Origin of the sequence: Paractinoplanes brasiliensis, assembly GCF_004362215.1 — a bacterium.
In the GTDB taxonomy this organism is placed as follows: Bacteria; Actinomycetota; Actinomycetes; order Mycobacteriales; family Micromonosporaceae; genus Actinoplanes; species Actinoplanes brasiliensis.
The window spans coordinates 3,225,515-3,238,981 of sequence record NZ_SNWR01000001.1; the positions used below are offsets into that span (position 1 = coordinate 3,225,515).

General features: G+C 68.8%; 12 protein-coding genes. All 12 read right to left on the bottom strand.

Going from position 1 to position 13,467, the window contains the following annotated elements:
* Window position 1: 1 nt before the first annotated feature.
* Window positions 2-1,369, bottom strand: coding sequence for an NADH-quinone oxidoreductase subunit NuoH (gene nuoH / locus C8E87_RS14385; RefSeq protein ID WP_133873569.1), 1,368 nt, complete (start codon window positions 1,367-1,369; stop codon window positions 2-4).
* Window positions 1,366-3,846: an NADH-quinone oxidoreductase subunit G gene (locus C8E87_RS14390; protein ID WP_133873570.1), complete on the bottom strand. Its 2,481-nt coding sequence runs from the start codon at window positions 3,844-3,846 to the stop codon at window positions 1,366-1,368. Before C8E87_RS14390 ends, nuoH begins: the two co-directional genes overlap by 4 nt.
* Window positions 3,846-5,162, bottom strand: coding sequence for an NADH-quinone oxidoreductase subunit NuoF (gene nuoF, locus C8E87_RS14395; protein ID WP_133873571.1), 1,317 nt, complete (start codon window positions 5,160-5,162; stop codon window positions 3,846-3,848). Before nuoF ends, C8E87_RS14390 begins: the two co-directional genes overlap by 1 nt.
* A complete protein-coding gene (gene nuoE / locus C8E87_RS14400) occupies window positions 5,159-6,334 on the bottom strand; it encodes an NADH-quinone oxidoreductase subunit NuoE (RefSeq protein WP_133873572.1) in 1,176 nt (391 codons plus the stop codon). The genes nuoF and nuoE overlap by 4 nt, the downstream gene beginning before the upstream one ends.
* The gene (locus tag C8E87_RS14405) at window positions 6,335-7,660 is read right to left on the bottom strand and encodes an NADH-quinone oxidoreductase subunit D (protein WP_133873573.1); all 1,326 of its coding nucleotides are present in this window, start codon (window positions 7,658-7,660) and stop codon (window positions 6,335-6,337) included.
* The gene (locus C8E87_RS14410; RefSeq protein ID WP_133873574.1) at window positions 7,657-8,376 is read right to left on the bottom strand and encodes an NADH-quinone oxidoreductase subunit C; all 720 of its coding nucleotides are present in this window, start codon (window positions 8,374-8,376) and stop codon (window positions 7,657-7,659) included. Before C8E87_RS14410 ends, C8E87_RS14405 begins: the two co-directional genes overlap by 4 nt.
* On the bottom strand, window positions 8,373-9,044 hold the full coding sequence (locus C8E87_RS14415) for a NuoB/complex I 20 kDa subunit family protein (RefSeq protein WP_133873575.1): 672 nt from the start codon (window positions 9,042-9,044) through the stop codon (window positions 8,373-8,375). The genes C8E87_RS14410 and C8E87_RS14415 overlap by 4 nt, the downstream gene beginning before the upstream one ends.
* A 6-nt stretch (window positions 9,045-9,050) precedes the next feature.
* Window positions 9,051-9,416: an NADH-quinone oxidoreductase subunit A gene (locus tag C8E87_RS14420; RefSeq protein WP_133873576.1), complete on the bottom strand. Its 366-nt coding sequence runs from the start codon at window positions 9,414-9,416 to the stop codon at window positions 9,051-9,053.
* A gap of 70 nt (window positions 9,417-9,486) precedes the next feature.
* Window positions 9,487-10,782: a geranylgeranyl reductase family protein gene (locus C8E87_RS14425; protein ID WP_203720753.1), complete on the bottom strand. Its 1,296-nt coding sequence runs from the start codon at window positions 10,780-10,782 to the stop codon at window positions 9,487-9,489.
* A gap of 107 nt (window positions 10,783-10,889) precedes the next feature.
* Window positions 10,890-11,150 carry a hypothetical protein gene (locus C8E87_RS14430; protein ID WP_133873577.1) on the bottom strand — a complete coding sequence of 87 codons (261 nt, stop codon included), beginning with the start codon at window positions 11,148-11,150 and terminating at the stop codon, window positions 10,890-10,892.
* 57 nt (window positions 11,151-11,207) lie between these two features.
* On the bottom strand, window positions 11,208-11,939 hold the full coding sequence (locus tag C8E87_RS14435; protein WP_133873578.1) for a demethylmenaquinone methyltransferase: 732 nt from the start codon (window positions 11,937-11,939) through the stop codon (window positions 11,208-11,210).
* A gap of 283 nt (window positions 11,940-12,222) precedes the next feature.
* Entirely contained in the window at window positions 12,223-13,464 is a 1,242-nt protein-coding gene (gene mqnC / locus C8E87_RS14440) for a cyclic dehypoxanthinyl futalosine synthase (protein WP_133873579.1), read from the bottom strand.
* Window positions 13,465-13,467 lie beyond the last annotated feature (3 nt).

Here is a 13,467-nt window from a genome sequence, read left to right on the forward strand (position 1 = left end):
GTCACACCTCCTTGTTTTCTTCAGGAGACCCGACCGTGGCCGGAGTGCGTTCGGCCACTGCCCGGCGGGCACGTGGACTGGGCGGAACCTGCAGGTCCATCGGTGGCACCGGGAAACTGCCCGGCGGTCTGGACGCCAGCTCCTCCTCGATGGAGAGCTGCCTCGGCTTGCGCGCGGCCGGCCAGAGCATGGCGATCAGCAGGACCACGACCACGATGCCGACGATCGAGAACCACTTGGCCTGCTGCGACAGCTCGTTGTTGGCGACCTTGACGTAGCTCAGGAACAGGATCCACACCAGGTTGACCGGGATGAGGACCTTCCACCCGAACCGCATGAACTGGTCGTAGCGCATCCGGGGCAGGGTCGCCCGCAGCCAGATGAAGCCGAAGAGCAGCAGCAGCACCTTGGCGAAGAACCAGATCAACGCGAAGTAGCCGGAGTTAGCGCCCTCCCAGAACCACGTGATCGGCCACGGGGCCCGCCAGCCGCCGAGGAACAGCGTGGTGGCGAACGCCGAGACGGTGATCATGTTGATGTACTCGGCCAGGAAGAACAGCGCGAACTTGAACGACGAGTACTCGGTGTGGAAGCCGCCGACCAGCTCGGACTCCGCCTCGGGCAGGTCGAACGGGGCGCGGTTGGTCTCGCCGACTGCCGCGATGCAGTAGATGACGAAGCTGGGCAGCAGCAGGACCGCGTACCAGCTCGGAGTCGTCACCTCCCAGCCGAAGAGGTTGACCGGGTTGCCGTGGGCCTGGGCGGCGACGATCTGCGAGGTGCTCATCGAGCCGGCCGTCATGAAGACCGCCACGATCGACAGACCCATGGCGACCTCGTACGAGATCATCTGGGCGCTCGACCGCAGACCACCCAGCAACGGGTAGGTCGAACCGGAGGCCCATCCGGCCAGCACGACGCCGTAGACCGCCATCGACGAGCAGGCGAGCAGCACCAGCACCGAGACCGGCACGTCGGTGAGCTGCAGCGCGGTCTGGTGGCCGAACATGTTGACCACGCCGCCGAACGGGATGACCGAGAACGCCGTGAAGGCGACCGTCGCCGAGATCACCGGGGCAATGAAGTAGACGACCTTGTCGGCCGTCTTCGGGATGATCTCCTCCTTGAACGGCAGCTTGACGCCGTCCGTGAGGCTCTGCAGCCAGCCCTTGGGCCCGACCTGGTTGGGGCCGGGCCGTACCGCCATCCGGGCCACTACCTTGCGCTCATAGTTGATCGTGAAGAGCGTCAGCAGGAGCAGCAGGACGAAAAGGCCGAGCAGCTTGATCAGCGTGATCCACCAGACGTCGTTCTCGAACGTCTGCAGCGTCGGGTCCACGGCGTTCGCCGCGAGAATCGACGTGTTCATGGGTTGACCTCCGACGAGGACGCGAGGATCGGGCCGCTGCGGCCGGCCGAGAGCCGGACAACCGCACCCGCGGTGACGCCGAGGCTGCGACCGACGGTCGAGCCGGGCGAGTTGGTGGGCAGCCACACGACGCCGGACGGCAGGTCGGTGATGGCGGCCGGCAGGGTGATCGCGCCACGGTCGGTGCCGACGGTGACCGCGTCGCCGTCGACCACGCCGAGCGACTCGGCCAGCGCCTTGCCGATCCGCGCGACCGGCGGCCGGGCGGTGCCGGCCAGCGCCGTGTCACCCTCGAGCAGCGAGCCCTGGTCGATCGCGTGGCGCCAGGTGGCCAGCACGGCCTCGTGCTCGCCGAGCGCCGGCAGCGCCACCGCCGCGACCGTGGGGACTGCCGGGCGGACCGACTTGCTGACCGGCATCGCGCCCAGCTCGCGGCGGATCGCCATCACGTCGCCCGTGGCCAGCGGGACATCGGTCAGCGCGGCGATGGCCTCGAGCACGCGGCCGTCGGTCATCGTCGTGCTCGGCAGGACCGTGCCGAAGGACCGCAGCCGGCCCTCCCAGTTCAGGTAGGTGCCGGACTTCTCGGCCGCCGGGGCGACCGGGAACACCACGTCGGCGCGGCGGGTGACCGCGCTGTGCCGGATCTCGAGGCTGACCACGAAGCCGGCGTTGTCGAGCGCCTGCTCGGCCAGCCGCGGGTCGGAAAGGTCGGCCGGGTCGACGCCGGCGACCAGCAGGCCGCCGAGCTCGCCCGCGGCAGCCGCCGCGATGATCGCGTCGGTGTCGCGGCCCGGCTTGCTCGGCAGCGCTCCGGCCTCGACGTCCCAGGCCAGCGAGAGCTCAGCCCGCGCCGCCGGGTCGGCCACCGGACGACCACCGGGCAGCAGGTTTGGCAGGCAGCCGGCATCGACCGCGCCGCGGTCACCGGCCCGGCGGGGCACCCACGCGAGGCGGGCGCCCGTACGGGCGGCCAGGGCGGCAGCGGCCGACAGCCCACCGGGCACGGTGGCCAGACGCTCGCCGACGAACAGCAGGGCGCCGGGGACCGACAGCGCGGCGACCAGCGCGGGATCGTCGGCCAGCAGCCGGGCCTCGTCACCGGGCACCGCCTCGACCAGCGTGGCGCCGAGCTTCTCGAATCCCCGCGACAAGAACGGCGCGACCGCGGTGACCTGCAGCTTCTTGCGGCTGTGGGCCTTGCGGAGCCGCAGGAAGAGGATCGGGCACTCCTCTTCCGGCTCGAGCCCCACGATCACGGCCGACGGGGCGTTCTCGACGTCGGCGTACGTGACGTCGGAAACTCCGGCGACCGAGGCGGCCAGGAAGTCGGCCTCCTCGGCGCTCAGCGGCCGGGCGCGGAAGTCGATGTCGTTGGTGCCGAGGGCGACCCGGGCGAACTTCGCGTACGCGTACGCGTCCTCCACCGTGAGCCGGCCACCGGTCAGCACCCCGACGCCCTTGCCCTTGGCCGCGGCCAGGCCCTCGGCCGCCGCCAGCAGGGCCTCGCTCCAGGACACCTCGCGCAGCTCACCGGTCTCGGGGTCGCGCAGCAGCGGGTTCAGGATCCGGTCGTTGGCCACTTGGTATTGGAAGCCCCAGCGGCCCTTGTCGCAGTTCCACTCCTCGTTCACCGCCGGGTCGTCACCGGCCAGGCGGCGCAGCACCTTGCCCCGGCGGTGGTCGGCCCGCATCGAGCAGCCGGCCGCGCAGTGCTCACAGGCCGTCGGCGTGGAGACCAGGTCGAACGGGCGGGCCCGGAACCTGTACTGCTCGCCGGTGAGCGCGCCGACCGGGCAGATCTGGATCGTGTTGCCGGAGAAGTACGAGTTGAACGGGACGTCGCCCTCGCCCTCGCCGACCTGGCCGTCGCCGGTGCCCTCGCCGCCGAAGAAGTCGTCGCGGTAGACGTTGATCTGCTCACCGGACGAGCGGTCCATCAGGTCGATGAACTTGTCGCCGGCGATCTCCTCGGAGAACCGCGTGCAGCGCTGGCAGAGGATGCAGCGCTCGCGGTCGAGCAGCACCTGGCTGGAGATGTGGATCGGCTTCTCGTACTCGCGCTTGTGCTCCTTGAAGCGCGAGTCGGCCCGCCCGTTGCTCATCGCCTGGTTCTGCAGGGGGCACTCGCCGCCCTTGTCGCAGGTCGGGCAGTCCAGCGGGTGGTTCGCGAGCAGCAGCTCCATCACGCCGCCCTGGGCCTTGGCGGCCACCGGCGAGGTGAGCTGGGTCTTGACCACCATGCCCTCGGCCACCGTCTGGGTGCACGAGGCGACCGGCTTGCGCTGGCCCTCGACCTCGACCAGGCACTGGCGGCAGGCGCCGGCCGGCGCGAGCAGCGGGTGGTCGCAGAACCGGGGAATCGCGATGCCCATCCGCTCGGCGACCCGGATGACCAGCTCGCCCTTCTCAGCGGTGACCTCGATGCCGTCGATGGTGAGCGTGACGGTGTCAGTCTGCTTGGCCACGTCCGTCATCAGTGCGCTCCAACCAGGGCCTTGCCGGACAGCCGCGGAGCTGTCCGGCCCTCGATGTAGTCCAGGTAGTCCTGGCGGAAGTACTTGAGCGTCGACACCACCGGTGTCGCGGCGCCGTCACCGAGACCGCAGAACGAGCGGCCGAAGATGTTGTCGGCGGTGTCCTGCAGGGTGTCGAGGTCGGCGTACGTGCCCTCGCCGGAGAGGATCCGGCGATAGGTCCGCACCATCCAGTAGTTGCCCTCGCGGCACGGGGTGCACTTGCCGCACGACTCGTGGTGGTAGAACTCCAGCCACCGCCACGTCGAGTAGACCGGGCAGTCCTGGTCGCTGAAGATCTGCATCGCGGTGGTGCCCAGGATCGACCCGGCCGCGGCCACGCCCTCGAAGTCCATCGGGGTGTCGATGTGCTCGGCCGTGAGCAGCGGGGTGGACGATCCGCCCGGGGTCCAGAACTTCAGGTTGTGGCCGGGCTTCATCCCACCGGCCAGCTCGATCAGCTCGCGCAGCGTGATGCCGAGGCCGCATTCGTACTGGCCGGGGTTGGCGATGCGGCCGGAGAGCGAATAGATCATCGGGCCGGACGACTTCTCCGTGCCCATGCTCTTCCACCAGTCGGCGCCGCCGAGCACGATGTACGGCACGCTCGCGATGGTGCCGACGTTGTTGACCACCGTGGGGCTGGCGTACAGGCCCGCGATGGCCGGGAAGGGCGGGCGGAGCCGGGGCTGGCCGCGGAAGCCCTCCAGCGAGTCGAGCAGCGCCGTCTCCTCGCCGCAGATGTACGCGCCGGCGCCGCTGTGCACGACCAGTTCCAGGTCGAAGCCCGAGCCGAGGATGTTCGTGCCGAGATAGCCCTTGGCCTTCGCCTCCTCGACCGCGTTGCGCAGGCGGCGCGCGGCGTGGACGGCCTCGCCGCGGATGTAGATGAACGCCCGGTTCGCGCGGATCGCGTACGAGGCGATGATCGCGCCTTCGATCAGCGAGTGCGGGTCGTACGTCATCAGGGGCAGGTCCTTGCAGGTGCCCGGCTCACCCTCGTCCGCGTTGATCACGAGGTAGTGCGGCTTGCCGTCGCCCTGCGGGATGAAGCCCCACTTCAGGCCGGTCGGGAAGCCCGCGCCGCCGCGACCGCGCAGACCCGAGTCCTTGATCAGCTGGATCAGGTCGTCGGGGTGGACGTCGAGGGCCTTGCGGAGGGCAGCGTAGCCGTCGAGCCGCTCGTACGTGCCGATCTTCCAGGCGTCCGGCGAGAGCCAGCGCTTGGTGAGGACCGGAGTCAGCTTCTGCAGAACCTCACGCCGTGGCTGAGTCACTTCTCCTCCTCGTTACCGCGCGGCACGTTCTGCCATCCCGGGTTGGGGTCGGTGCCTTCCGGCTTCTGCCCGGCCGTCTGCTCGCTGACGATGCTCTCGCCGCGCTGCGTGTCTCCGGCCGGCTTGCCGTCGCCCGCCGCGGCGTTCCCCGCGACCCCGGACGCCTCGGCCGGGTTGCTCGGCACGGGCTGCTGAGCCTGCGCGTCCCCCGTCTTGTCGGGCGTGCTCATCGTGGGGTTACGCTGCTCGGCCGTACGGGTCTCGGGGTCTTTGGCGTCGGTGGTCTGCACCGGCTTGCCCGCGTTGTCGGTGGCCTGCGATCGGGCCGTACGCCGCTCGGCGACCTTCTCCTCGACCTTCCCGGCGGCGGCACGGACGGCTCCGGTGGCCTTCTCGACCACCGTGGCGACCTTGCCGCGGCCCTCCTCGTGCTTTTCCTCGCGCGGGGCCGGCTTGGTCTTGGTGATCGGAGCGTCGGGGTTGAAGTTCGCGACCGCGATGCCGTGTTCCTGGGCCAGCGTCACGCCACGCAGGGTCGGCGCTCCCGCCACACCGTCGGCGACGGCGCCCTCGCGCGGCTCGGCGAACCCGGCCAGCTGGAACTGCATCTCCTTGAGCGAGCAGATGCGCGCGCCCCGGCTCGGGGTGGGCCGCTCGCCGTTGCGAAGCTGCTCGACCAGGGTCACCGCCGCTTCCGGGGTGGCCTCGTCGATCGCGAAGTCGTAGTTGACCGTCACGACCGGTGCGTAGTCACAGGCGGCCAGGCACTCGGCGTGCTCAAGCGTGATCTGGCCGTCGGCCGTGGTCTCGTCGTGCCCGACCCCGAGGTGCTCGGAGAGCTCGTCGTAGACCTGCTGGCCGCCCAGCGTGTTGCACAGCGTGTTGGTGCAGACGCTGACCAGGTATTCGCCCGTCGGCCGGCGCTTGTACATGGTGTAGAACGTGGCGACCGCGCCGACCTGGGCCTTGTTGATGCCCAGGACCTCGGCGCAGAAGGCCACCCCGTTCGGGCTGACGAACCCCTCTTCGGTCTGTACGAGGTGCAGCAGCGGCAGCAGCGCCGACCGGCTGCGGTCGGCCGGGTAACGGGCAATGATCTCGAGCGCCGGGGCCAGCAGCTTCTCGGCCAGCGGGGCTGCGGCGGGGGAGAAGTCCACCGTGGTTTCGGACATTTAGCGGTCACACCCACCCATCACGGGGTCCAGGGAGGCGCCGCCGGCGATCACGTCGGCCAGCAGCGCGCCTTCGGCCATCGCGGGGATGGCCTGGAGGTTCACGAAGCTCGGGTCGCGGTAGTGCACCCGATACGGGTGGGTGCCGCCGTCCGAGACCGCGTGGACACCAAGTTCACCGCGCGGGTGCTCGATGCCGACGTAGACCTGGCCGGGCGGGACCCGGAAGCCCTCGGTCACCAGCTTGAAGTGGTGGATCAGGGCCTCCATGGACTGGCCCATGATCTTGGCGACGTGCTCCAGCGAGTTGCCGAGGCCGTCGACACCGAGGGCGAGCTGTGAGGGCCACGCGATCTTCTTGTCGGAGATCCAGATCGGCCCCGGGCGCAGCCGGTCCAAGGCCTGCTCAATGATCTTGAGCGACTCGCGGATCTCGGCCAGCCGGACCTGGTAGCGACCCCAGACGTCCGCGGTCGTCGCCGTCGGCACGTCGAACTCGTAGGTCTCGTAACCGCAGTACGGCATGGTCTTGCGCAGGTCCCAGGCCAGGCCGGCCGAGCGGAGCACCGGGCCGGTGATGCCCAGCGACAGGCAACCCGTGACGTCGAGCACCGCGACGCCCTGAGTGCGCTCATGCCAGATGACCTGGCCGGAGAGCATGGCCTCGTATTCCTTGAGCTTCTTCGGCAGGTACTTGAGGAAGTCGCGGATCTTCTTGATCGCGGACTCCGGGAGGTCCTGCGAGAGGCCGCCCGGCCGGATGTACCCGTTGTTCATCCGCAGGCCGGAGGTCTCCTCGAAGATGTCGAGGATGTACTCCCGCTCGCGGAAGCCGTACAGCATCATCGAGATGGCGCCGAGCTCCAAACCCGTCGTCCCGAGCCAGACCAGGTGCGACGCGATCCGCTGCAACTCCATGAACATGACGCGGATGGTGGTGGCGCGCTCGGTGATCTCGTCGGTGATACCGAGCAGCTTCTCGACGGCCAGGCAGTAGCCCGCCTCGTTGAACATGTTGGCCAGGTAGTCCATGCGGGTCACGAACGTGACGCCCTGGGTCCAGTTGCGGTACTCCAGGTTCTTCTCGATGCCCGTGTGCAGGTAGCCCACGACCGGCCGCACCTCGGTGACCGTCTCGCCCTCGAGCTCGAGCACGAGCCGGAGCACGCCGTGCGTCGACGGGTGCTGCGGGCCCATGTTGACGACGATCTTCTCGTTGCTGAGCGGGTCGACCGAGTTGGTGATCGTGTCCCAGTCGCCACCGGTGACCGTGAAGACGCGGCCCTCGGTGGTCTCGCGCTCGCTCGCGTATCCGGACTGTGTCATTGGTAGACCCTCCGCTGGTCAGGAGGCGGAATCTGGGCGCCCTTGTACTCGACGGGCACGCCGCCGAGCGGGTAGTCCTTGCGCTGGGGGTGCCCCTCCCAGTCGTCCGGCATGAGGATCCGGGTGAGGTTGGGGTGACCGGTGAAGACGACACCGAACATGTCGTACGCCTCCCGTTCCTGCCAGTCGGCGGTCGGGTAGACGCTGGTCACCGACGGCACCGGCACGCCCTCGGGCACGGCGACCTCCAGCCGTACGCGGCGACGATAGGTCATCGACGTCAGCTGGTAGGAGATGTGGAACCGCGCCGGGTCGCTGCCCAGGTAGTCCACGCCGTCGACCGAGGAGCAGAGCTCGAAGCGCAGCGCCTCGTCGTCGCGCATGATCAGGCAGACCTCGGCGATGCGCTCCGGCTTGACGTGCAGGGTCAGCTCGTCCCGGTCGACGACGACCTTGAGGATCGCGTCGGAGAACCCCGGGTACGCCTCCTGCAGCGAGTCGTGCACCTCGTCGAAGTAGCCGCCGAACGGCGGCTCGCTGCCCGCGACGGTCGGAGTGCGGCGGGCCAGGCCACCGAAACCGGAGACGTCACCGGTGCCCTGGACGCCGAACATGCCCTTGTGAGGGCTGGGCGGGGTCTGCGCCGGCGCGTCGATGTTCGCGCCGGCGCGCTGAGTGGCCGGCACGCCGCCGTCGGACTCGGGCTGGGTACTCACTTGCCACCTTCCCGCAGGTGCGGCTGCAACTTCATCCAGTTCTCGATGCGCAGCTGCTCCTCGCGGCCTTCCTTGACCGCCTGGGTCCACTCCGCACGCCGGGCCTTGTCCACCCGGTACGACGACGGCATCGCGCCCGGCGCGACGATCGGCACCTTGCCCTCGGCCTTGCGGGCCTCCAGCATCTTCTTGCCGTTCGGGCCGAGCGGGGCGGCCATGACCTTCTCGCGCATCTTGAGGATCGCGTCGATCAGCATCTCGGGCCGCGGCGGGCAGCCGGGCAGATAGATGTCGACCGGGACGATGTGGTCCACACCCTGGACGATCGCGTAGTTGTTGAACATGCCGCCGGACGAGGCGCAGACGCCCATCGAGATCACCGAGCGCGGCTCGGGCATCTGGTCGTAGATCTGGCGGACGACGGGCGCCATCTTCTGGCTCACCCGGCCCGCGACGATCATCAGGTCGGCCTGCCGGGGCGAGGCGCGGAAGACCTCCATGCCCCAGCGGCCCAGGTCGTAGTGCGGGCCGCCGGCCGCCATCATCTCGATCGCGCAGCAGGCCAGGCCGAACGTGGCACCCCAGAACGAGGACTTACGCGCCCAGTTCGAGACCTTCTCGACGGAGGTGAGCAGGATCCCCGCAGGGAGTTTCTCTTCGATACCCATGACGCATCAGTCCCAGTTGAGTCCGCCACGCCGCCACACGTACGTGTAGGCGATGAAGACGGTGACGATGAAGAGGACCATCTCGACGAACCCGAACAGGCCGAGCGCCCCGAAGGAGACGGCCCACGGGTACAGGAAGATGGTCTCGATGTCGAAGATGATGAAGAGCATCGCGGTGAGGTAGAACTTCACCGGGAACCGCCCGCCACCGACCGGCTGCGGCGCCGGCTCGATGCCGCACTCGTACGCGTCGAGTTTGGCGCGGTTGTAGCGATGCGGGCCGACGATCGGCGCGATCGACACCGAGAACAACGCGAAGAGCGCGCCGAGGATCAGTAACCCGACGATCGGGACATATGGGTTGATCGTCATTGTCTCTCCTGCTCGACTATTAGCCGCTTAACACTATTAGTCCGAATTGTTCGTGTCAGCCGCGGGGTGCTCATACGGCCGGCGCGACCTTGGTCAGGCCGTTGATGATCCGGTCCATGCTGTCGCCGCCGCGCGGGTCCGTGAGGTTGGCCAGCAGCTTCAGAACGAACCGCATCAGCGTCGGATGCGGCATGCCGTGTTTCGTGGCAATCCGCATGACCTGAGGATTACCGATCAACTTCACGAATACGCCACCAAGCCGGTAATAACCGCCGAACCTGAGACTGAGTTCCGACGGATAGGCCCGGAGCGCGCGCTCACGGTCAGCGCCCGCGGGCCGGGCGAGCGCCTGAACTGCGACCTCGGCCGCCAGCTCGCCGCTCTCCATGGCGTACGCGATGCCCTCGCCGTTCATGGGGTTGACCATGCCGCCGGAGTCGCCGACGAGCATGAGGCCGCGCGTGTAGTGCGGCACCCGGTTGAAGCCCATCGGCAGCGCGGCGCCCAGGATCGGCCCGTCCGCGTTGGACTCGTCGCGCATGCCCCAGTCGGCCGGCGTCCCGGCCAGCCAGTCGGTCAGCATCGCGCGGTAGTTGGTCTTCCCGAACGCGCTCGAGCTGTTGAGAATGCCGAGGCCCACGTTCACCCTGCCATCTCCCATGCCGAAGATCCAGCCGTATCCAGGGAGAAGGCGGTCGCGGTCGGTCGCGCTGCGCAGTTCGAGCCAGGATTCGAGGTAATCGTCGTTGGCGCGCACCGGCGAGTGGTAATAGCGCCGGACGGCCACGCCGAGCGGGCGGTCGTCGCGCTTGGTCAGGCCCATCGCGATCGGCAGCTTGCCCGAGACGCCGTCCGCGGCGATCACCAGCGGAGCGCGGAACTCGACGGGCTCCTTGCCGGGACCGGACTTGGCCGTGACGCCGATCGCGTGGCCGTCGTCGTCCAGCACCGGGCCGGTGACATTGGTGTTCGTGTGCAGCACGACGCCCGCCTCGACGGCCCGCTTGGCGAGCATGTCGTCGAAGTCCAGACGGGTCCGCACCAGGCCGTAGTTGGGGAAGCTGGCGAGATCGGGCCAGTCCAGTTCCAGCCGTACGCCGCCGCCGATGACCCGCAGGCCCTTGTTCTGCAGCCAGCCGGCCTTTTCCGAGGTGTCGATGCCCATGCGTACCAGCTGGCGGACGGCACGCGGGGTGAGCCCGTCGCCGCAGACCTTCTCGCGCGGGAACTCGGTTTTCTCCAGCAGCAGGACCCTGAGGCCGTGCCGCGCCATGTGATAGGCCGCCGCCGATCCGCCCGGACCCGCGCCGACGACGATGACATCAGCCTCGTCGGCTATTCGTCCGGATGGTACTTGGTTGCTCACACCACACCTCCGTCTCGCAGCAGCTCGTGAAACAGTTCACAAGCATGCCCAGATCGGAGTCTAGGACGGCCATTGAAGGTCGTTCTGGTTAGGGAACCCTAACTGTTTCAACTGGGTGAATTGCCCGGAGCAAGCACCCTGTCCGCGGCTGCCCGCGCGTCTCCGTCGAGGTAGTCGCGGAAGTTCCCGCCCATCGCCTTGTCGAGTGCGACGATCAGGTTGTCGACGAGTTCCTGCGCCAGATCAGGGTCCTCGGCGGCGACCATCCTGAGCCGGGTCGCCAGCTCCATGCCGCGGCGCTCGCCCGCTTCGCGCTCGTCGATCGCGATGTCGATGTCCGTGTCTTCGAGATGCCCGAAGGTCGTCATGAGCCGAGCCAAACAGGCAAATCAACACTTCGGGGCGAAAGCCGTTTTTATCCCCCGTTAGGCTTTTGTGGCGCGGTGCAGGGCGACCACGCCGCCCGTCAGGTTGCGCCAGCCGATTCGCGTCCACGGCCCGGCCGCCGCGATGCGCGCCGACAGGGCCGCCTGGTCGGGCCAGGCGCGGATCGACTCGGCGAGATAGACGTACGCGTCGGGGTTGCTCGACACGGCACGCGCGACCGCGGGCAGCGAACGCATCAGGTACTGCATGTAGACGGTGCGGAACGGCGTGAACGTCGGACTGCTGAACTCGCAGATCACCAACCGGCCGCCGGGACGGGTGATGCGGGCCAGCTCCCGCAGCGCGCCCTCGACGTCGACGACGTTGCGCAGCGCGAACGAGATGGTGACCGCGTCGAACGTCTCGTCGGCGAACGGCAGCTTGAGCGCGTCACCGGCGACCAGCGGCACGTGGGGGCGTACACGGCGACCGGCCTGCAGCATGCCGGTGGAGAGGTCGGCGCCCACCGCGAACGCACCGGAGCGGCTCAGTTCCTCGGTGGAGATGCCGGTGCCGGCGCCCACGTCGAGCACCCGCTCCCCCGGCCGCAGGCCCAGGGCCGCGCGGGTGGAGCGACGCCAGCCACGGTCCTGCCCGAAGGAAAGCACCGTGTTGGTCAGGTCGTACCGCTCGGCCACGCCGTCGAACATCTCGGCGACCTCGTGCGGCTGCTTGTCCAGATCTGCGCGCGTCACCCTGACAACTCTGCCCCATCCAACCGCCCCGCCCATCACCCACTACCGGACTGAAGGCAGAATCACGCAAACAGAGCGGGCGGGATGGTCACCCATCCCGCCCGCTCCTTGTGCGTTATATATACGACCGCCATCGGTCGGGTCCGCGACCATCACCGGCGAACCGGCTCTGGATCAGGAAGTTCTCAGGCCCTACGCAGGCAACGTAACTGCCTGTGGAACACCCGCAACAGAGGTTCACAGGGCTCGTTACGAAGGAGCAACACGCCCTCCGCAGTTCGGGGAGGGGCGCCTGACCGAACGGGCAATGGCGGTACGTCTATTTGGCGTCGACCAGTGGGAGCTGCGCGCGGCCGGCACCGCCGCCGGGCATCGCGATCGAGGAGAAGTGCGAGACCACCCGCTCGTCGGTCGGGTCGTCGGCCGGGGTGTGGTGCACCGCCAGGTGGCGGTAGAGGGTGTCGCGCTGGGCCGGGGTGCGGTCGGCTGTGCGGATCATCCAGATCAGCTCGTGCAGGTTCGACCGGTGCCGGGCGCCCGCCGAGGAGATCACGTTCTCCTCGAGCATGATCGAGCCCAGGTCGTCCACGCCCAGGTGCAGCGAGAGCTGACCGACGTCCTTGCCGGTGGTCAGCCAGGACGCCTGCAGGTGCGCGACGTTGTCGAAGAAGAGCCGCGACATGGCCAGGAAGCGCAGGTATTCCATGGTGGTGGCCTGCGTACGGCCCTTGAGGTGGTTGTTCTCGGGCTGATAGGTCCACGGGATGAACGCGCGGAAGCCGCCGACCTCGTGGCCGGTCTCGACGGCGTCGTCGCGGTAACCGTTGGCCACGGCGAGGTCCTGCACCTCGCGGATCATCCGGATGTGCTCGATGCGCTCGGCGTGCGTCTCGCCGGTGCCCATCATCATGGTGGCGGTCGACGAGAGGCCGTGCCGGTGGGCGACCGCCATCACCTCGAGCCAGCGGGCGCCGCTCTCTTTGAGCGGGGCGATCGCCTTGCGCGGCCGCTCGGGCAGCATCTCGGCCCCCGCGCCGGCGATCGAGTCGAGGCCGGCGGCCTTGATCCGGACGACCGCGTCCTCGATCGAGACGCCCGAGACCTTGGCCATGTGCAGGATCTCACTGGGGCCGATCGAGTGGATCGCCAGCTGCGGATACGCCTGCTTGACGGAGGAGAAGAGCTCCTCGTAGTACTCCACCCCGAAGTCGGGGTGGTGACCGCCCTGCAGCATCACCTGGGTGGCGCCGAGATCGACCGCCTCGCCGCAGCGGTGCAGGATCTCCTCCCTCGGGTGCGCCCAGCCCTCCCTGTGCTTCGGCGCCCGGAAGAAGGCGCAGAACTTGCACGCTGTGACGCAGACGTTCGTGTAGTTGATGTTGCGATCGATGAGGTACGTGACGATGCCGTCGGGATAACGGCGACGGCGCACCGTGTCGGCGGCCTCGGCGAGCGCGTGGAACGGCGCCTCCGTGTAGATGAGCAGCGCCTCCTCGGGCGTGATCCGCCCGCCGTCGGCGGCTCGCTGCAGGATGCTGTCGATCTCCGGGTTCGCCGTCACGTT